This is a genomic window from Pigmentiphaga sp. NML030171, from assembly GCF_002188635.1.
GTDB lineage: Bacteria > Pseudomonadota > Gammaproteobacteria > Burkholderiales > Burkholderiaceae_B > Pigmentiphaga > Pigmentiphaga daeguensis.
The window spans coordinates 38,846-57,462 of the sequence record NZ_NINX01000003.1; the positions used below are offsets into that span (position 1 = coordinate 38,846).

The 18,617-nt window shown below is 68.8% G+C and carries 20 protein-coding genes; 15 read left to right on the forward strand and 5 right to left on the reverse strand.

Going from position 1 to position 18,617, the window contains the following annotated elements:
• The first annotated feature begins 26 nt into the window (after window positions 1-26).
• From CDO46_RS00300 to CDO46_RS00335, 8 genes are all read left to right on the forward strand, one after another.
• On the forward strand, window positions 27-1,580 hold the full coding sequence (locus CDO46_RS00300) for a sulfatase-like hydrolase/transferase (RefSeq protein WP_087836583.1): 1,554 nt from the start codon (window positions 27-29) through the stop codon (window positions 1,578-1,580).
• 21 nt (window positions 1,581-1,601) lie between these two features.
• On the forward strand, window positions 1,602-2,000 hold the full coding sequence (locus CDO46_RS00305; protein WP_087836584.1) for a 2Fe-2S iron-sulfur cluster-binding protein: 399 nt from the start codon (window positions 1,602-1,604) through the stop codon (window positions 1,998-2,000).
• Between the two features lie 22 nt (window positions 2,001-2,022).
• Entirely contained in the window at window positions 2,023-2,967 is a 945-nt protein-coding gene (locus tag CDO46_RS00310; protein WP_087836585.1) for a catechol 2,3-dioxygenase, read from the forward strand.
• 163 nt (window positions 2,968-3,130) lie between these two features.
• Window positions 3,131-4,039, forward strand: coding sequence for a LysR family transcriptional regulator (locus tag CDO46_RS00315; RefSeq protein ID WP_087836586.1), 909 nt, complete (start codon window positions 3,131-3,133; stop codon window positions 4,037-4,039).
• Between the two features lie 108 nt (window positions 4,040-4,147).
• Entirely contained in the window at window positions 4,148-5,065 is a 918-nt protein-coding gene (locus CDO46_RS00320) for a TauD/TfdA family dioxygenase (protein WP_087836587.1), read from the forward strand.
• 7 nt (window positions 5,066-5,072) lie between these two features.
• A complete protein-coding gene (locus CDO46_RS00325) occupies window positions 5,073-6,272 on the forward strand; it encodes an alpha-hydroxy acid oxidase (RefSeq protein ID WP_087836588.1) in 1,200 nt (399 codons plus the stop codon).
• Window positions 6,260-7,036 (forward strand): fumarylacetoacetate hydrolase family protein, encoded by a 777-nt coding sequence (locus CDO46_RS00330; protein WP_087836589.1) that lies wholly within the window; start codon window positions 6,260-6,262, stop codon window positions 7,034-7,036. The genes CDO46_RS00325 and CDO46_RS00330 overlap by 13 nt, the downstream gene beginning before the upstream one ends.
• A gap of 4 nt (window positions 7,037-7,040) precedes the next feature.
• Window positions 7,041-7,469, forward strand: coding sequence for a nuclear transport factor 2 family protein (locus CDO46_RS00335; RefSeq protein WP_165963360.1), 429 nt, complete (start codon window positions 7,041-7,043; stop codon window positions 7,467-7,469).
• Here the strand turns inward: CDO46_RS00335 and CDO46_RS00340 are convergent, their stop codons facing one another.
• Window positions 7,470-8,468 (reverse strand): tripartite tricarboxylate transporter substrate binding protein, encoded by a 999-nt coding sequence (locus tag CDO46_RS00340; protein WP_087836591.1) that lies wholly within the window; start codon window positions 8,466-8,468, stop codon window positions 7,470-7,472.
• A gap of 131 nt (window positions 8,469-8,599) precedes the next feature.
• On the opposite strand from CDO46_RS00340, the gene CDO46_RS00345 reads away from it, so the two are divergent.
• The 5 genes from CDO46_RS00345 to CDO46_RS00365 all read left to right on the forward strand — a co-directional run bounded on the left by CDO46_RS00345 (window position 8,600) and on the right by CDO46_RS00365 (window position 13,160).
• On the forward strand, window positions 8,600-9,520 hold the full coding sequence (locus CDO46_RS00345; protein WP_087836592.1) for a LysR family transcriptional regulator: 921 nt from the start codon (window positions 8,600-8,602) through the stop codon (window positions 9,518-9,520).
• A 68-nt stretch (window positions 9,521-9,588) separates the two neighbouring features.
• Window positions 9,589-10,191 carry an NADPH-dependent FMN reductase gene (locus CDO46_RS00350; protein WP_176400618.1) on the forward strand — a complete coding sequence of 201 codons (603 nt, stop codon included), beginning with the start codon at window positions 9,589-9,591 and terminating at the stop codon, window positions 10,189-10,191.
• Between the two features lie 31 nt (window positions 10,192-10,222).
• Window positions 10,223-11,014, forward strand: coding sequence for an alpha/beta fold hydrolase (locus CDO46_RS00355; RefSeq protein WP_207958700.1), 792 nt, complete (start codon window positions 10,223-10,225; stop codon window positions 11,012-11,014).
• Entirely contained in the window at window positions 11,011-12,147 is a 1,137-nt protein-coding gene (locus tag CDO46_RS00360) for an LLM class flavin-dependent oxidoreductase (RefSeq protein ID WP_087836593.1), read from the forward strand. Before CDO46_RS00355 ends, CDO46_RS00360 begins: the two co-directional genes overlap by 4 nt.
• A 26-nt stretch (window positions 12,148-12,173) precedes the next feature.
• Complete coding sequence (locus CDO46_RS00365) at window positions 12,174-13,160, forward strand: tripartite tricarboxylate transporter substrate binding protein (RefSeq protein WP_087836594.1); 987 nt, start codon at window positions 12,174-12,176, stop codon at window positions 13,158-13,160.
• Between the two features lie 34 nt (window positions 13,161-13,194).
• Here the strand turns inward: CDO46_RS00365 and CDO46_RS27815 are convergent, their stop codons facing one another.
• From CDO46_RS27815 to CDO46_RS00375, 3 genes are read right to left on the reverse strand one after another with little or no spacing between them, the layout of a single operon-like run.
• Window positions 13,195-13,626, reverse strand: a complete 432-nt coding sequence (locus tag CDO46_RS27815; RefSeq protein WP_140416810.1) for a MarR family winged helix-turn-helix transcriptional regulator — start codon at window positions 13,624-13,626, stop codon at window positions 13,195-13,197.
• A 59-nt stretch (window positions 13,627-13,685) separates the two neighbouring features.
• The gene (locus tag CDO46_RS27820) at window positions 13,686-14,717 is read right to left on the reverse strand and encodes an aromatic ring-hydroxylating dioxygenase subunit alpha (protein WP_132980668.1); all 1,032 of its coding nucleotides are present in this window, start codon (window positions 14,715-14,717) and stop codon (window positions 13,686-13,688) included.
• Window positions 14,718-14,730: 13 nt separating this feature from the next.
• Complete coding sequence (locus CDO46_RS00375) at window positions 14,731-15,693, reverse strand: tripartite tricarboxylate transporter substrate binding protein (protein WP_165963359.1); 963 nt, start codon at window positions 15,691-15,693, stop codon at window positions 14,731-14,733.
• Between the two features lie 99 nt (window positions 15,694-15,792).
• Between CDO46_RS00375 and CDO46_RS00380 the strand changes: the two genes are divergently transcribed.
• Entirely contained in the window at window positions 15,793-16,731 is a 939-nt protein-coding gene (locus CDO46_RS00380; protein WP_165963358.1) for a LysR family transcriptional regulator, read from the forward strand.
• Here CDO46_RS00380 and CDO46_RS00385 read toward each other — a convergent pair.
• Window positions 16,728-17,684, reverse strand: coding sequence for a LysR family transcriptional regulator (locus CDO46_RS00385; protein WP_254914530.1), 957 nt, complete (start codon window positions 17,682-17,684; stop codon window positions 16,728-16,730). The genes CDO46_RS00380 and CDO46_RS00385 overlap by 4 nt on opposite strands.
• Here CDO46_RS00385 and CDO46_RS00390 point away from each other — a divergent pair.
• Window positions 17,683-18,615 carry a tripartite tricarboxylate transporter substrate binding protein gene (locus CDO46_RS00390; protein ID WP_176400619.1) on the forward strand — a complete coding sequence of 311 codons (933 nt, stop codon included), beginning with the start codon at window positions 17,683-17,685 and terminating at the stop codon, window positions 18,613-18,615. The genes CDO46_RS00385 and CDO46_RS00390 overlap by 2 nt on opposite strands.
• The last annotated feature ends 2 nt before the right edge of the window (window positions 18,616-18,617 follow it).

Sequence of the window (18,617 nt, forward strand, 5' to 3'; positions counted from 1 at the left end):
CGACCGACTTTCTTGCGGACACCAGGATGCGCAACGTCCTCTTCATCATGTGCGACCAACTGCGGGCGGACTACCTGTCCTGCTACGGCAGCTCCTGGCTGCGCACGCCCAACATGGATGCCCTGGCGGCGCGCGGCGTGGCCTTCACCCAGGCCTACGTGCAGTCGGGCGTGTGCGGACCGTCGCGCATGTCGTTCTATACCGGTCGCTATCCGTCCTCCCACGGCGCGACCTGGAACTTCATCCCCATGCCCATGAGCGAGCTGACGGTGGGCGACTACCTGTCGCAGGCCGGACGCGCGCTCCACCTGGCGGGCAAGACCCATTTCGAACCTTCGGCCGAGGCGATGGCTGCCTGGCGCGGCGGCGCCTCCGATCGGTCCGCCGCCAGCCTGCTGCAAGGCGGCTTCGAGGTGGTCTGCCGGCACGAGGGCGACCTGCCCACCGGCAAGGAAGACTACCGGCGCTACCTGGAGTCGGCCGGCTACGCGGGCGACGACCCCTGGCTGCAGCATGCCAATTCCGGCCGCCATCCGGACGGCTCCGTCGCCAGCGGCTGGCAGATGCGCCATGCACACCTGGCCGCCCACGTGGCCGAGCCGCACTCGGAAACCGCCTACGTCTCGAACGCCGCCATCGATTTCATCCGCCGCCATCGCGACGAACCGTGGTCGCTGCACCTGTCGTACATCAAGCCCCACTGGCCCTACATCGCGCCGGCGCCCTACCACGACATGTATCGCCGCGCCGAGCAGGCGCCCATCCGGCGCAACCGCGCCTCCGAAGCCGCCGAGCATCCGGTGCTGGCCGCCTACCGCTCGCATGACGAATGCCGCAGCTTCGACCGGGAGGACGTGGCACGCCACGTGCGTCCGGCCTACATGGGCCTGATCCGGCAGATCGACGACCACCTGGGCCGCGTGCTGGAAGTCCTGGAGCAGACAGGGCAGGCGGACCGGACGCTGATCGTCTTCACCTCGGACCACGGCGATTTCCTGGGCGACTACGGCTTCGGCGAGAAGGAGCTGTTCCACGACGTGGTCCAGCGCGTACCGCTGATCGTGGTCGATCCGTCGCCCGCCGCCGATGCCACGCGCGGCACGCACGACGGCCGCTTCGCCGCCGCGGTGGACGTGGTGCCCACCATCCTGGACGCGCTCGACCTGCCCGCGCAGGCCCACCGGGTGGAAGGCCGCTCGCTGCTGCCGCTGGTACGTGGCGAAGCGGCGGACGACTGGCGCGACTGTGTCTTCAGCGAACTGGACTACGCCACGCGTCGCGCCCGCCATGTCCTGGGCCGGCCGCGCGACGCCGACTGCCGGGGCTGGATGGTGCGCACCGCCGACTGGAAGCTGGTGGCCTGGAACGGCTATCGCCCGCAGCTCTTCCACCTGGCCGAGGACCCGGACGAATTCCACGACCTGGGCGCGGACCCCGCGTTCGAACCGGTGCGGCAATCGATGTCCGCGCGGCTGCTGGCGCATCAGTTGACGCTCAAGCGCCGCATCGCCGTCGACCTCGACCGCATCGAGGCCATGACCGACAACCTGCCGCCGGGCATACACATCGGCCAGTGGTAAACCTCTCGCGCAAGGAATCCCATGCATCCGGCCAAGCAGGACCACGAAACGCGGATCGACAGCGCCGCCCCGGCCGGGCAGCGCTTCGAGGTCCATATCCTGGATACGGGCGAACGCTATACCTGCAGCGGCTCGCAGACGCTGCTGGCCGGCATGGAGGCGCTCGGCCGCAAGGGCATTCCGGTCGGCTGCCGCGGCGGCGGGTGCGGCGTATGCAAGAGCCGGATCGTACGCGGCGACTACCACGCCGCGAAGATGAGCCGCGCCTGCGTCAGCGCCGACGAGCAGGCGGCCGGCGTGGTGCTGGCCTGCCGTGTCGTGCCGCGCAGCGACATCGAGATCGAAGCGCTGGACCGGATGCGGCGCTGCGTGACCCGTCATTTGGCGCCGGCGGCCCGGCCGCCTGCACACCTTACCTAGCAACGACAGCAAGGAGACCATCATGGCGATCACAGGAGTGATGCGGCCGGGACACGTTTGCATACGGGTTCTGGAGATCGAGCCGGCGGTGCGGCACTACGTCGATACCATCGGGCTCAGGGAAGTCATGCGCGACACCGCCGCCGACGGCAGCGCGCGGGTGTTCCTGAAAGCCTGGGACGAAGCCGACCACCACAGCGTGGTGCTGCGCGAGGCCGATGAAGCCGGCATGGATTACATGGGCTGGAAAGTGGACTCGGATGCCACGCTGGACAAGCTGTCGGCCGATGTCGAGGCCAGCGGCCTGGCGACCGCGATGAGCTGGGTGAAGGAAGGCGAGCATCCGATGACGGGACGGCGTTTCCGCTTCACCGTCCCGACGGGCCACGTGATGGAACTGTATGCACACCGCGAGACGCCCGGGTGCGCGGTAGGCTACCTGAATCCCGACCCGTGGCCGGACGACATGCACGGCATGGGCGCGCGCCGCTTCGACCACTGTCTGCTGTACGGGGACGACCTGGCCGGCACGTTCAAGCTGTTCACCGAGGTCCTGGGCTTCAGCCTGACCGAGGCGGTCGTGGCCGGGCCGGACGAGCAGATGATAGGCGCCTTCCTGAGCTGCGCGACCAAGGCCCACGACGTGGCCTTCATCCAGCAGCCGGTCAAGAACAAGCTGCATCACGTGTCGTTCCTGCTGGACAACTGGGGCGAAGTGCTCAAGGCAGCCGACATCATCTCCAAGCGGCGCGTATCGCTGGACATCGGGCCGACGCGCCATGGCATCACGCGCGGCGAAACGGTGTACTTCTTCGATCCGAGCGGCAACCGCAACGAGGTGTTCGCCGGCGGCTATACCTGGTACCCGGACAAGCCGGTGATCAAGTGGACGGCCGAGGAGCTGGGCACGGGCATCTTCTATCACGACCGCAAGCTGAACGAGAAATTCCTGAGCGTGTTTACCTGAGTCGCGCGGGCGCGTATCCTCGCCCTCCTGACTGTATCTGGCGCCTGCCCCGCGAGACGATCATGAACCTGGATTCCGCCCCCGTCGCCGCGCCGTCCGCGCTCCCGCATGACTGCTGGGACCAGGCGGGCGGCGCCCGGCCGACGCCGCGTCCGGCCTGAGCATGCAGCTCCACCAGCTCCGGGCCTTCGTGGCGGTGGCCGAGGCGGGCAGCATCAGCGCCGCCGCCAAGCTGCTGGACCTGACGCAGCCCGCCATCACGCGCGCGCTGCAGCAACTGGAGTTGTCGGTGGGCGCCACGCTGCTGACGCGCTCGGCGCACGGCATCGAACTGACCCCCTACGGGCAGGCCCTGCTGGAACACGCCCGCTTCATCGTGCGCGCCGCGGCCGACGCGCACACCCACATCCGGCAACTGGCCGGCGACCTGTCGGGCAAGCTGTCCATCGCTTCGTCGGCGGCGCCGTTCGCGCTGGTGGTACCGCGGGCGATCGAGATCATGCGGCTGCGCTTTCCCGACGTCTACATCCATCTCCAGGAAGCCACCTACCCCACGGTCATGGACCTGTTCCGCGAAAAGGGCCTGGACTTCGCCATCGGCCCGCTGCCCGCGGGCGGCCCCGGCGAAGGCTATCGGCACGATCCGCTGTTCACGCTGGACCTGGTGGTGGCGGTGCGGCAGGGCCACCCCAAGGCGCGGGCGAGGTCGCTGCGGGCGCTGGCCGACGTGCCCTGGCTGGTCACCGGTCCCGCCGACGGACCGGGCATGGTCATCCAGCGGTCGTTCGTCGACACCGGCCTGCCGCCGCCCCAGTGCGTCATGCATTGCGAATCCGTGGGCGGCGCCATCCAGATCATCGAGCACGGCAACATCGCCAGCTTCGTTCCGCGCTACCTGGCCGAGGAAGCCCGGGCCGCGGGCCGGCTGGCCATCGTGCCGGTGGCCGAGACGCTGCCCTCGCTGACCATCTCCGCGTTCATGCCGGCGCAGAAGATCCTGAGCCCGGCGGGGCAGGCGCTGTATTCGGCCATCCACGGCATCAGCCGCAACTTGCGGCCCCAGGACGCCTGACTCCCGGTTGTTTCCGTTCAGGAAATAACAAGTTTGCGCCCGGCGGGATGTCCAAACCGGCCGCCGATGCCTACCATTTCGCCATCGATCAGCCAGACAGGACTCAAGATGACGGATATCGTCCCCACCGGAAAGATACTCGGGGCCACGGTGCGCGGCCTGGACCTTGCCCGGCCGCTTTCGGAGCAGGATTTCGCCGCGCTGCTGGCGGCGCTGGGCGCGCACGGCGTCCTGCGCTTCCCGGCGCAATCGATCTCGCCGGCGCAGCTGCGGGATTTCTCGGCCCGCTTCGGCGGCCTGCAGCGGACCGTATCGGACGCCAACGAACCCGGCATTCCCGAGGTCAGCATTCTTTCCAATATCGTGGAGAACGGCCGGCTGATCGGCATCGCCGACGCCGGCCAGGACTGGCACACCGACATGTCCTACAACCCGACGGTAGGTTTCGTGAACGTGCTGCATGCCCTGAAGGTGCCGCGCCGCGACGGCCGCGCGCTGGGATCGACCAGCTTCGCCAACATGCATGCCGCCTACGAGGACCTGCCCGCCGACGTCAAACGCGAGCTTGAACACGCCACCGCCCTCCACGACTTCAACAAGTTCTGGGAGAACATGCGGGCGCGGCCCGGCAGCGAACGGCCGCCGCTCACGCCCGAGCAGCGCGCCAAGCGGCCCCCGTCGACGCATCCGGTGTTCCTGACACACCCCATCACCGGCCGCAAGGTGCTGTACTGCAATCCCGGCTATGCCATCCGGATCAACGAACTCGATGCGCGCCGCAGCGACGAGATGCTGGAATTCCTGTTCGCGCACCAGCTCCAGCCCAAGTACCAGTACACCCACGAATGGACCGAGGGCGACGTGCTGATGTGGGACCACATCGGCACGCTGCACAACGCCTGGCCCGACTACCTGCCCCACGAGCACCGGCTGATCAAGCGCTGCCAGGTCATGGCCGACCGCATTTTCGATCCGTCCTTCCTGCCGGCCGCGATCCGCCCCGCGCGCGCCGCGGCCGCGCACTGAGCGCGCCATGGGTCTGTTCGATCGCGGCATCGGCCGCGCCCAGTCCATCGATGACCTGCGGGCGGCGGCGCGTCGCCGCCTGCCCAGGCTGGTGTTCGACTTCTTCGACGGCGGCGCCGAGAGCGAGGCCACGCTGGCCGACAACCGCCAGGCCTTCGAGCGCGTGCGCCTGTTGCCGCGCGCCCTGGTGGACGTCTCCCAGGTTTCCACCCGCTGCACCGTGCTGGGCGCGCCGGCCGACTACCCGCTGGCCATCGCGCCCACAGGCGGAGTCGGCTACGGCCGCCACGGCGGCGACCTGGCCATCGCCAAGGCCGCCGCGCGGCACGGCATCCCCTATACGCTGTCGACCAGCGCCACGGCGTCGATCGAGGAAGTCGCGCGCGAGGCGCCCGGCCGCCTGTGGTTCCAGGCCTACGTGCTGAAGAACCAGGACTTCTTCCACGGCCTGATCGAACGCGCGCGGGCGGCCGACTACGAAGCCCTGGTCATCACCGTCGACCTGCCGGTGGGCGGCAAGCGCGAGCGCGACGTGCGCAACGGTTTCCGCACCCCCTTCCGGCTCACGTATCGCAGCTTCGGCGACGTGGCGGCGCATCCCCGCTGGGCGCTGGCGCTGCTGCGCCACGGCATGCCGGTGAACAAGAACCTGATCGGCCTGCAGCGCGACGTGACCTCCGTGGCGGGACTGGCCTCGGCGGTGGGACGCAACTACGATCCCTCGTTCGACTGGGACCGCCTGGCCCGGGTGCGCGACCGTTGGCCGCGCAAGCTGATCGTCAAGGGCGTCCTGCGGCCGGACGACGCCGAGCGGCTGGTCCGGCTGGGCGCCGACGCCGTGGTGGTGTCCAATCATGGCGGACGCCAGCTCGACGGCGCCTGCGCGACGCTGGACGCGCTGCCCGGCGTGGTGGACGCGGTGGCCGGCCGCATCCCGGTCTGGCTGGACGGCGGCGTGCGGCGCGGCGTGGATATCCTGAAGGCCCGCGCGCTGGGCGCCGAAGGCGTGCTGGTCGGGCGCGCGACGCTGTACGGCGCGGTGGCGGGCGGCGAGCCCGGCGCGCACCGGGCACTACAGATACTGACCGAGGAACTGGTGCGCGCGATGAAACTGTGCGGCGCGCCCGGCATCGGGGACATCGACGAAACCCTCCTGGCGCGGCCACCGCGCCGGGCAACCCACGAAGGACGGACATGCGCTGGCTGAGATACACGGATTCGACGGGCACCCACTATGGACTGATCGAGGGCGAACGCATACGCCGGGTCGAGGGCTCGCCCTTCGACGGCCATGTGCCGACGGACGACTGGACCAGCCTGGACCAGGTGCGCCTGGAGGTGCCGGTGATCCCGCGCACCTTCTATTGCGCCGGCCTGAACTACGCCGAGCACGCCATCGAGGCGGCGCGCAAGCGCGGCCAGGAGCCGCAGTTGCCCACGCAGGCCGACATCGGCTATCGGGCCAACAACGCCCTGGTGCCGCACGGCCACGACGTGGTGATGCCGCCCGACGCCCGCACCATCCACTACGAGGGCGAATTGGTGGTGGTCATCGGCAAGCAGGCGCGCCACCTGACGCCCGACAACGCACTGGACTGCGTGCTGGGCTACACCATCGGCAACGACGTCAGCGAACGCAACTGGCAGCGGTCGGACCGTACTTTCTGGCGCGCCAAGAACTCGGACACCTTCAAGCCCATGGGTCCTTGGATAGACACCGAATTCGATCCGTCCCGGGCCCGCACCCAGGTGCGCGTGAACGGCCGGACCACCATCGACTTCGCCACCGCGGCGATGATCTTCGACGTGCCCACCTTCCTGTGCGCCATGACGAAATACCTGACCCTGCATCCCGGCGACGTGGTGTGGATGGGCACCGACGGCCAGTCGCCCGACCTGCATGCCGGCGACGTGGTGGAGATCGAGATCACCGGGCTGGGCACGCTGCGCAACACGTTCGTGCGGGGATGAGGCCATGACCGACCTGGAACGCTGGGCCGCCGTGACCGGCTGCCAACAGGCCATCCATGGCTTCTACCTGGCGCTGGATGGCGGCGACTTCGACGCGGTCGCCGGCTGCATGGCCGGACAAGGCGTCTGGCATCGCCAGGGCCGAATGCTGCAAGGCCCGGCCGAGGTGCGAGCGGCGCTGGCCGACCGGCCCGCCGGACGCACCACGGCCCACCTGGTGCAGAACCTCGTGATCGACCTGGATGGTCCGGACCGGGCCACGGCGCGGTACATGACGCTGGTCTATCGCGTCGATGCGACGGCCCCGCATGCCGGACCGGTTCCGCTGCCGCCGCCCCTGTCCATTTCCCTGCACCGCGAGCGTCTGTCCCGCGCACCGGACGGGCGCTGGCTGGTGGAAGAGAAGCAGGGCCAGCGCCGATTCGGGGGCTGATTACTGCAGCGTGTTCTTGGCCTGTTGCAGCAGGGATTTGTACTGGGTGGTGTCGCGCACCAGCAGGTCGCGCAGCTCGGCCGGCGTAGTGGTCTTCACCTCCATGCCCTGCGCCGCCAGCGTCTCGACGATCTTCGGCGACTTGCCGGCCTTGGCCAGCGCGGCATTCAGCCGGTCGACCACCGGCGCGGGCGTGCCGGCCGGCGCCAGCACGGCCTGCCAGGTCTCGGCCTGGAAGCCCTTGACGCCGCTTTCGTCGACCGTGGGCACGTCCGGCGTGGCGGGCGAGCGCTTGATGCCGGTGGTCGCGATTAGTACCAGCCGGCCGTCGGCCACGTGCTCCATGTTGCCCACCAGCGAGCTGAACATCACGTCCACTCGCCCGGACAGCAGGTCCGCCATGGCCGGCCCCGTTCCCTTGTAGGGAACGTGCACCATCTTGACGCCGGCCGCCTTGGCGAAGGCCTCGCCCGCCAGGTGTTGCGCCGAACCGTTGCCCGACGAGGCGAAGTTCACCTTGCCCGGGTTGGCCTTGGCGTAGGCGATGAAATCCTTGACCGTGCGGATCTTCAGCCCGGGCGTCACCAGGATGCCCAGCGACTGCACGGTGGCCTGGCCGATGGGCTGGAAATCGGCCACGGGATCGTAGGTCTTGGCGTCGTGCAGCAGCGGCGTGATCACGAAGGCGTTGGTACCGAACAGCAGCGTATAGCCATCGGCCGGCGAACGCCTGACGGACTCGGTCCCCACCAGGGTGCCCCCGCCCGCGCGGTTCTCCAGCACCACGGTCTGCCCCAGGCTTTCGGACATCTCCTGGGCGAACATCCGTCCGACGATGTCCGTCGCGCCGCCCGGCGCGTAGGCCACGACCAGGCGCAGCGGATGCGACGGGAAGCCCTGCGCGCCGGCCGGCGCGGCGGCCCAGGAACCGGCGGCGGCGAGCACGAGCGCCAGCGCGGTCAGCCGGCGGCGGGCGGGGGACGATGAGGATCGAGTCATGGGAAGTCTCCGGATTTTCGTATCGAATGCGAAACAATGGATGAGGGCATTATTCGTTCGCCCCGCCAGCTCAACAAGGCGGCGGTGCTAAATTTGAAATTTCCTAAGAAGAAACCGGCAAGGACAAGCACGTGGACCAGCTCAGTTGCCTGCGCATGTTCCTGGAGGTGGCCCGGCGCAACAGCTTCGCCGGCGCCGCGCAACACTTCGGCGTATCGCGCGCCACCTGCACCAAGCAGGTGGCCTGGCTGGAGCGTTCCCTGGGCGTCAAGCTGCTGAACCGCACGACCAAGCAACTGGGGCTGACGCCGGCCGGCCTGCAAGTGCTGGAGAACGGTACCGAGCTGCTGCAGCGCTACGACGACCTGCGCGAATCCGTGCACGACCTGTCGCGCGACGTGGCCGGCGTGGTGCGGGTGGGCGTGCCGCCCGCCTTCGGCACGCAGCGCCTCTTGCCGGTGATCGGCGAATTCCACGAGCGCTATCCCGACGTCCAGATCGCGCTCAGCCTGCTGACGGTGCGCAAACAGGAAACCTTCGTCGAGCAAGGCCTGGACGTCGGCATCATCATCGTTCCCGTGCTCAAGGACGCGAGCTTCATCGCCATCCCGCTGGCAGAAGCGCGCCAGGCGCTGGTCGCCTCGCCGGCCTACCTGGCCAAGGTCCCGCCCGTCACCCATCCCCGCGATCTCCAGCACTGCAAGTGCCTGGTCAACTGGAACAAGTCACCCACCGCCACCTGGAACTTCACCGGTCCCGAGGGGCCGGTATCCGTCCGGGTCCAGGGGCCGCTGCGCTCGGACTTCGGCGATGCCCTGAAGGAAGCCGCGCTGGCCGGCATGGGCATCTCCATGCACCCCTACTACATGATCGCCGACGAGATCGCGCGCGGCGAGCTACGGGTCGTGCTGCCCGACTACGTGCCCTCGGGACTGGACGTCTACGCCATCTACTCGTCGCGCAAGAACCTGCCCATGCGGGTGCAGGTTTTCCTGGAATTCCTGAAGGAATGGGCCCGCACGCCCAAGTCCTGGAGCAAGGGCATGGAATGACGCCCTCTTGACATTCCGGCCGCATGCGCGCGTAATACATAGCTAGCTATGTATTAACGGAGACAGGCATGAACACCTCCCCGCCCCGCGTGGTGGCACTGGGCGGCACCACCCGCCCCGACTCGTCCACCGAGCGTGCGTTGCGACACGCGCTGGACGCCGTGGCCGCCACCGGCGCGCAGGTCGTCCTGTTGGCCGGCGACGACCTGGTCCTGCCCATGTACGCTCCCCACGAACCGGGACGAACCCCGGCGGCGCTGCGCCTGGTGGCCGAGCTGCGCCGGGCCGACGGCGTCATCATCGCCTCGCCCGGCTACCACGGCAGCCTGTCGGGCCTGGTCAAGAACGCGCTGGACTACACCGAGGACCTGCGCACCGACGCCCGGCCCTACCTGAGCGGCCGGGCGGTGGGCTGCATCGCCAACGCCGCCGGCTGGCAGGCCGCGGTGACCACGCTGGGGGCGCTGCGCGACATCGTGCATGCGCTGCGCGGCTGGCCCACGCCCCTGGGCGTGTGCATAGGCGGCACCGAGCCGGCGTTCGCGCCCGACGGCCGCTGCATCGACGCGCGCGTGGACGAACAACTGCGCACGCTGGGCCGCGAGGTGTCCGACTTCGCCCACCGCATGCGCGAACCCCAGGCCGGCGCCGCCATGCGCGCCGCCGCCTGATGCGGCGCCCCTTTTCCACCTAGGAGACATCATGACCGCCATGGATGCGTCCACCCTGCGCATACGCGATACCGCGCTGAGCGTCGCGCGCGCCGGCCAAGGCCAGCCGCTCTTGTTCCTGCACGGCCCCGGCGGGCTGGCCGAATCGCAGGCCTGGCTGCCGGCGCTGGCCGAACATTACGACTGCCACGCCCCCGAGCACCCCGGCTACGGGGGCAGCGCCGTACCCGCCTGGCTGGACAACGTCCGCGACCTGGCCAATTTCTACCTGGACTACCTGGACCAGCAGAAGCTGCGCGGCGTGCACCTGGTGGGCTACGACCTGGGCGGCTGGATCGCGGCCGAGCTGGCGGTGCGTAACAGCCACGCGCTGGCTTCGCTCACCCTGATCTCGGCCCAGGGCATCCACGTACCCGACGTGCCCACCACCGACGTCTTCCTGCGCACCGACGATGATCTCGTGCGCGACACCTACCACGACCCCGCCCGGGCCGCGCGCGTGCTGGAACGCGCGCTTACCGAGGAAGAGCTGGACGTGGCCGTGCGCAACAAGGAAGTCACCGCGCGCCTGACCTGGCAGCCGCGCGGCCACGATCCCGACCTGGCCAAGTGGCTGCACCGCATCGCCGTGCCCACGCTGGTGGTGTGGGGCGCCAACGACCGCATCCTGCCCGCCGAGTATGGCCGCGCGTGGCGCGACCGCATCGCCCGCGCCACGCTGGCCGAGATGGGTGACTGCGGCCACGCGCCCCACCTGGAGCGCACGGCCGAGACCGTGGCCGCGCTGACACGATTCACCGCCTCGACCGGGAGCCCCGCATGAAGTTCTTCAATTTCCACCTGATGCCCTATCGCCATGCGGACCTGGAAGCGATCCAGAAGAACGGTTCGGCGTGGGTGACCTTCTCCAATCGCCACTACGATCCCCGGCTGGGCGCCGAGCTGTACCACGAATACCTGGACCAGATGGAGTACGCCGACCAGCTGGGCTTCGACGGCGTCTGCCTGAACGAGCACCACCAGACGGCCTACGGCCTGATGCCCATTCCCGGCGTGCTGGCCGGCGCCCTGGCGCGCAGCGTCAAGCGCGCGCGCATCGCCGTGCTGGGCCGCGCGCTGCCGCTCCTGAACAACCCGCTGATGGTGGCCGAAGAATTCGCCATGCTGGACAACCTGACGCGCGGCCGCTTCATCGCCGGCTTCGTGCGCGGCATCGGCGCCGAATACCACGCCATGGGCATCAATCCGGCCGAATCGCAGGCGCGCTTCGCCGAGGCCCACGACCTGATCGTCCGCGCGTGGACCCAGCCCGGCCCCTTCTCGTACACCGGCAAGCACTACCAGTTCCAGTACGTGAATCCCTGGCCCCGGCCCTACCAGGACCCGCACCCGCCCATCTGGGTGCCTTCGCAGGGCTCCAGCAGCACCATCCGCTGGGCGGCGGGGCTGCGCTACACCTACTGCCAGACCCTGAGCCCCATCGCCACGGTGAAGAAATTCTTCGACATGTACCGCGAGGAAGCGCGCAAGGCCGGCTACGAAGCGGGCCGCGACCAGCTTGCCTGGTCCAACTGCATCTACGTGGCCGAGACCGACGAGCGCGCCATGGCCGAGGCCAGGCCGCACCTGGAGGCCCTGATGACCCGCCTCTTGAAGATGCCCATGGAGATGCTGCTGCCGCCGGGCTACACCAACATCGAGGCGATGAAGCGCATCAAGTCCACGCGCGCGGTCGGCGCCAAGCCTCAGTCGGTGGAAGACCTGGTGAAATCCGGGCTGGTCATCATCGGCAGCCCTGCCACCGTGCGCGAGAAACTGGCCGAGTACGAAGAGCTGGCGGGCTTCGGCACCACGCTGACCAAGACCCAGTTCGGCACCATGCCCGATAGCATGGTCCGCGCCAACATGCAGGCCATCGCGCAGGAAATCATCCCGCACTTCAAAGACGCCGCCTGATCGGCCAACAAGGAGGAGACAGATACATGGCTTACACGCTATCGCGCACCCTCGCGCCCTGGCTTGCCCTGGCGGGCATCCTGCTCGCCCCCGCCGCCGTGGCCGACACCGCGGCCGGCTACCCCGAGCGGCCGGTCAAGCTGGCGCTGCCCTTCCCGCCCGGCGGCTCGGCCGACACCATCACGCGCAGCATGGCCGAACGGCTCCAGGCCCAGTTGCACCAGCCCTTCCTGATCGAGAACCGGCCCGGCGCGGCCGGCAACGTCGCCACCCGCTACATCGCCAAGGCGCCGGCGGACGGCTACAACCTGCTGGTGGGCGTGACCGGCGCCATGGCCATCAATCCCAATCTCTACACGCTGGACTACGATCCCGCCAAGGACTTCGTGGCCGTCTCGATGGTGGCGCGCGCGCCGGTCGTCGTCGTGGCCGATCCGCAGGCCGGCATCGGCAGCATCAAACAACTGATCGAACAGGCCAAGGCCAGGCCCGGCATGCTGACCTACGCCACCAACGGCGTGGGCACCAGCCACCACCTGGCGGCCGAACTGTTCCGCCAGGCCGCCGGCCTGGACATGCGCAACGTGCCGTACAAGGGCACGCCCGAGGCCCTGCAGGACATCATCGGCGGGCGCGTGCCGCTGGGCTTCATGGACCTGACCGCCTCCATCCCGCTGATCGCCTCGGGCAAGCTGAAGGCACTGGCCACCACCGGCACCAGGCGCTCGCCCGCGCTGCCGGATGTCCCCACAGTGGCCGAGGCCGGCGTGCCCGGCTTCGCGGCCGACACCTGGGTAGGCATCTTCGCGCCCAAGGGCACGCCCCAGGCCATCGTGGAAAAACTCAGCGCGGAGATGAAGACCGCGCTGGCGCTGCCCGAGCTGCGTGCCCGCGCGCAGACGCAGGGCCTGGAAGTGGCAGGCAGCACGCCGGCGGAACTGCAGCGCTTCCTGCAGGAAGAATCGGCGAAGTGGAAACGGGTGGTGAGCGAGGCGGGAATCAAGCTGCAATAACGCGCTGCGCTTGCGAGGGGCGGCGCCGGCCGCCCTACTTTTCCTCTTCCAGGTTCTCGATCATCTTCGCGCCTATCCGCAGGAACTCCGCCACCTCGTCCGGCGTCAGGTCCTCGCACGCATCCTTGTAGACCTCCATCGCCGAGTCGGTCATCAGGGTCAGCATTTCCTTGCCCCGCTCCGTCAACGACACCAGCCGGCGGCGCGCGTCCTGCTCGTCCGATACGCGCGCGATCAGGCCGTTCTTCTCCATGCGGGTCAGCGTGGCAGCCATGGAGGGCTGCTCGACGCCGACCATGCGCGCCAGTTCCATCTGCGTCGAGACCTGCACGTCGCGCAGGCAGCGCAGCACCGGGAACTGCCCGGGCATCACGCCGTGCGGGCCGGTCAGTTGCGCCAGGCGCCAGACCACGCGCCGGTTCAACGTGCCGACGACGAAACCGAGGCTTTGCGTGCGTATGTTCATAAGCGGGGAAAGGGGCGGCGGAGCGGGAAAGTTAGCACAAGTCCGCGCCCTTCCTTCCCCTAGCGGGCGCCGCCCGCCTCCTCCTCCAGCAACTGCCTGACCACCCGCCTGGCCCGCACCGCCGCCGTGTCGATGGGCAGCAGGATGGGCTTCAGGCTCATCAGGTCGGCCGTGCCCATGGCCTGCTGGACCGCCTCCAGCATGGGCTTGTCCTGCTCGCCGAAGCCCACCTGCTGCCAGTGCGCGATGGCCTGGTCCATCTCTTCGTCGGCCACGCGGAAGTTGCGACTGTGGGCAAAGAAGTAGTGCGTGGACGTTTCGGTCTCCGGCGTCACGATGTGGGCGGTGAAGCTCTGCCCTCCTTCGTCCCTGGGCCGCCCGGCGGGCGTGACGCCCGTGTCCAGGCGCAGCAGGCAGGGCGGGTCCCAGCGCATGTCCAGCCATTGGTCCACCGGCGAGCGGCCATCGTAGCCGGGCAGGCGCTTGGCGAACATGGGCGAGGCCTCGCCGTCGGGGCACCACAGGTTGCTGTGCACGGTGCGCCCGTCCTGCCGGACCTCGTGCCGGCCCTTCAGAATGGCCTCGCTGGAATGGAAGTTGGCATGCACGAACTGGGTGTGGCTCAGGTCGAGCAGGTTGTCGGTCTCCAGGAGGTAGTTGGCCTGCACGTGCAGGTAGCCGTCCACCCGGCGCCGCGCCGGATCGTCCAGGAAGGAGAAGTCCGGAATGATGGACGGGTCGGCCAGCGACGGCTCGCCCAGCCACACCCATAGCAGCGTGTATTTCTCGACGGCGGGAAAGGCCCGCACCTCGGCCGCCTGGGGAATCCTGCCGTCGCCGTGCGGATTGCCCACGCATTTGCCGCCACCGTCGAACCGCAGTCCGTGATAGCCGCATTCGACGACGTCGCCGTCCACACGGCCCCGGCTCAATGGCGCGAAGCGATGGGGGCACCGGTCATGCAGGGCGGCCGGGCGGCCGTCCTGCCTTCGATAGAACACCAGCGGCGTATCGGCGATGCGCCGGGCCAGCATGCGGCCCTCGATCTCGCTCGACCATCCCGCCATGTACCAGGTATTGCGCAAGAACATGCACGGCTCCGTGTCAATCGACCTTGATGCCCAATTGCCTGACGATCGTCCCGTATTCCTCGTACTGCGAGGTGAAGAAGCGCAGGAAGGCCGTCCGGTCCAGCCCGCCGGGCTCGACCCCCAGCTGGGCGATGCGCCGCCGGGTGTCGGGATCGGCCAGCGTGGCCTGGGCCGCGGCGGCCAGCTTGTCCACCGCCGGCCCGGGCGTGGCGGCCGGCGCGAACAGGCCGAACCATTGCGTCATCTGCACCGGCGCGTAGCCCGCTTCGATGGTGGTGGGCAGCTCGGCCAGGAAGTCCGTCCGCTTCTTCGCCGTCACAGCCAGTGCCTTGAGCTTGCCCGAGCGGATATAGGTAATGGTCGACGCGATGGGCAAGATCGAGAAATCGAGACGGCCGGCGACCAGGTCGTTGACGATGGCGGGCTCGCTCTTGTAGGCGATCTCGGTTACCGGCAGCGAGGCCGCGTGCCCGAAGAGCTGCGACACGATGTTGGTCGTCGCCCCCGTTCCCAGCGACCCGAAGTTGATCGGCCGCCCGGTCTCCGCCGCGGCCGCGGTGAAGTCGCGCAGGTTGCCGGCCGGGGTCTCGGCCGACACCAGGAAGACGCTGGGCGAGGACGCCACGTAGGCCACTGCCGCGAAATCCTTCCTGGCATCGTAGGGAACGCTGGCATACACGTGCGGGTTGATGGCCATCACGCCCGAGCTGCCCAGCATGACCGTATACCCGTCGGCCGCTGCCTGTGCCGTGGCCCGCGCCGCGATGAATCCGCTGGCGCCCACCCGGTTCTCGACGATGACGCTTTGCCCCAGGCGCGCGGCCATGCCCTGCGCCAGGATCCGGCCCAGCAGGTCGGCCTGGCTGCCCGGCGCATTGGCCACGTAGATCGATACCGGCCGCGACGGAAATTCGTCGGCGCGCACCGGGCCGGACAGCGCGCTCGAACAGGCGGCCGCGCACGCCGCATACACCATGCTTCGTCTCCACATGTCTCCAACCCCTTCTTGTCGGCTTCTATCGGGTGAGAAAACATGCTATTGATACGGCCAGAATTGCTCAAACAAATTCTCATCATGGCCACTATTGATGATGTAGATGTTCTGGCGGGCCGGCTGGACTTGAACCTGCTGCGGGTCTTCATGGCCGTGATGCAGGAACGCAGCATCACCCTGGCCGGATCGCGGCTGGGCCTGACCCAATCGGCCACCAGCGCGGCCGTCAATCGCCTGCGCCAGCAGTTGAACGACCAGTTGTTCGTGCGCACGCGCCAGGGCATGGAGCCGACCAGCCTGGCCATCGCGCTGGCCACGCCGGTAGGCAACGCGCTGGGATTGATCCGCGATGCGCTGGAGGAATCGCGCGGCTTCGATGCGCGGACGACCATGCGGGAGTTCCGGCTGTTGATGACGGACGTGGGCGAACTGATGTTCATGCCGCGGCTGACGGCCTGGGTGCACGAACATGCCCCTGGCGTGCGCCTGAGCTGCCGGCAGGCGCCGCGCGACCGGTACGGCGCCGAACTCGAGACCGGCGGCGCCGACCTGGCCCTGGGCATGCTGCCGCTGGGCGAACGGGACTTCGTGCAGCAGCGGCTCAAGGACGAGACCCTGGTCTGCCTGGCCTGCGCCGGCAACCCGGTCGCGCGCAAGCGGCTGACGCTGGAGGCCTTCCTGTCGCTGCCGCACGTGGTGATCCGCGCGCCGGCGATGGGCGACCGGTTCGTCGTCAAGGCCCTGGGCGAGCATGCCGGCCGGCGCAAGGTCGTGGCCGAGGTCCAGCACTATCTGTCGGTGCCCATGATCCTGCGCGACAGCCCTTTCCTGGCGGTGGTGTCGACCTCGGTGGCGGCGGAACTGGCCGGGCCCAACCGGCTGGCGGCCCTGCCGCTGCCCTTCAAGCTGGAGCCGCTGGCGATCCGGCAGTTCTGGCACAAGCGCTGGAACAACGACCCGGGCCACCGCTGGCTGAGGAACGGCATCGTATCCCTGTTCGGCAGGGCGACGCGACGCTAGCCCGTGCCTTTCCGGCCGCGCTTGCCTTCCTTGTTTCCAAACAGTTCGACCAGGCTCTCGCGCAGCCAGGTCAGCGCGGGATCCGCGTGATAGCGGTGGTGCCAGTACATGTTCAGGTCGAACACCGGAAACTTCACCGGGGATTCGCAGATTTCGAGGTTGGATTCCCGCACGGCCAGCCGGCCGAAGTTGCTGGGCACGGGCGCGATCAGGTTGGTGTCGGCCACGATGGGAAGCACCGACAGGAAGCTGCGCACGCGCAGCGCGATCTCGGCGCGCACCGCGCGGCTGAGCAGCACGCCCTCGACCGCCGCCAGGTGATGCGTCGCCGGCGGGGCGGCAAGGATGTGGCGCGAGTTGCGCAGCTGGCCCAGCGTCAGGGGCTTTCCCTGCGTGGCGCGGTCTTTGCGCCGCACATAGACGAAGTGCTCGGGAAACAGTGTCTGCTGGTGTATCTGCTTGCCCAGGCCGGGAATGAAACCCATGGCCATGTCGATGTCGCCCGAGGCCAGGCCCTCGCCCAGCTCCCGCAAGTCCGCCGAGAGGCTTTCCACCGTGATGCCGGGCGCGTGCTCGCCCAGGTAGGCCAGCAGCTTGGGCAGGAAGTAGCGCTCGCCGGCATCGCTCATGGCGATGCGGAACGAGCGGTGGGCATCCTGGGGCTTGAACTCCGTTCGTTCTATGGTGGTCCGCACGGTTTGCAATGCGGACGTGACGGGTATCGCCAGCTGTTCGGCAAAGGGCGTCGGTACGACGCCCCGCTGCATGCGCACGAACAGCGGATCGCCGTAGGTCTCGCGCAGCTTGGCCAGCCCGTAGCTGACCGCCGGCTGCGACAGGCCCAGACGTTGCCCGCAGGCGGTCAGGTTGCGCGTCTGGTAGATGGTATCGAACAGCTCAAGCAGGTTGAGGTCGATCTGCCTGGTCAGGGGCCGGGCCGGCATTCTTTCCATGGCCGCCACGGCGGCGAACGCGCAGTCCTTTCCCACGAAGCCCGTCCGCATCCTCACCCCCTCTTCCGTGGGCAGCGGCCCCGACGTCGCGCTGCGAGCCATCGCCGAGCAGCTCGGCAAGAAATGGGGACAACCCGTGCTCGTCGACAACCGCCCGGGCGGCAACGGCTTCGTCGCCACCGGCCTGTTCAAGCAGGCCAAGCCCGACGGCTACGAACTGATCGCGCCGGACAGCAGCCACATCGCGACGCATCCGCACACCTTCCGCAAGCTGCCCTACGACCCGCGAAAGGACTTCGAACCGATACGGCCGATCCTGAATACCGCGTTCTTCGTCGTGGTCGGCGCGAACAGCCCCTACAAGACGCTGGGGGACATCATCCGGGCCGCCAGGGAGCAACCCGGCCGGGTGACCTATGGATCGTGGTTCGTGGGCAGTCCCGGACACCTGGGCGGACTGCGGCTGCAATCGCTGAAAGGCATCGAGATGCTGCACGTGCCGTTCAAGGACATGGGCCAGTTGATGGCCGCCGTCGCCGCCGGGGAAGTCGGGTGGACGCTGGGCAGCGACGCCAGCGCTGGACCGTTGGAGAAGGCGGGCAAGCTGCGCTATCTCGCGATCGCCGCGCCCACGCGCTCGCCCATCCATCCGCAGGTGCCTTCGGTGGACGAAAGCCCGGACACGAAGGGGTACGACGTGCAGGCCTGGGTCGGCCTGTTCGCGCCGCCCGGCACGCCCGAGGCGATCAAGCAGCGCATCAGCGACGACGTCGCCGCCGTCCTGAAGTCGCCGCAGATCGTCGAACGCTACCGGCTGCTGGGCTACGAGAACCCGGACCTCGATCCCGGGCAGTTCGCCGCCCGCATCCAGCGCGACACGGACGCCAGGGGCGCCGTCATCAAGCAGGCCGGCCTGCGGCTGGACGACTGACC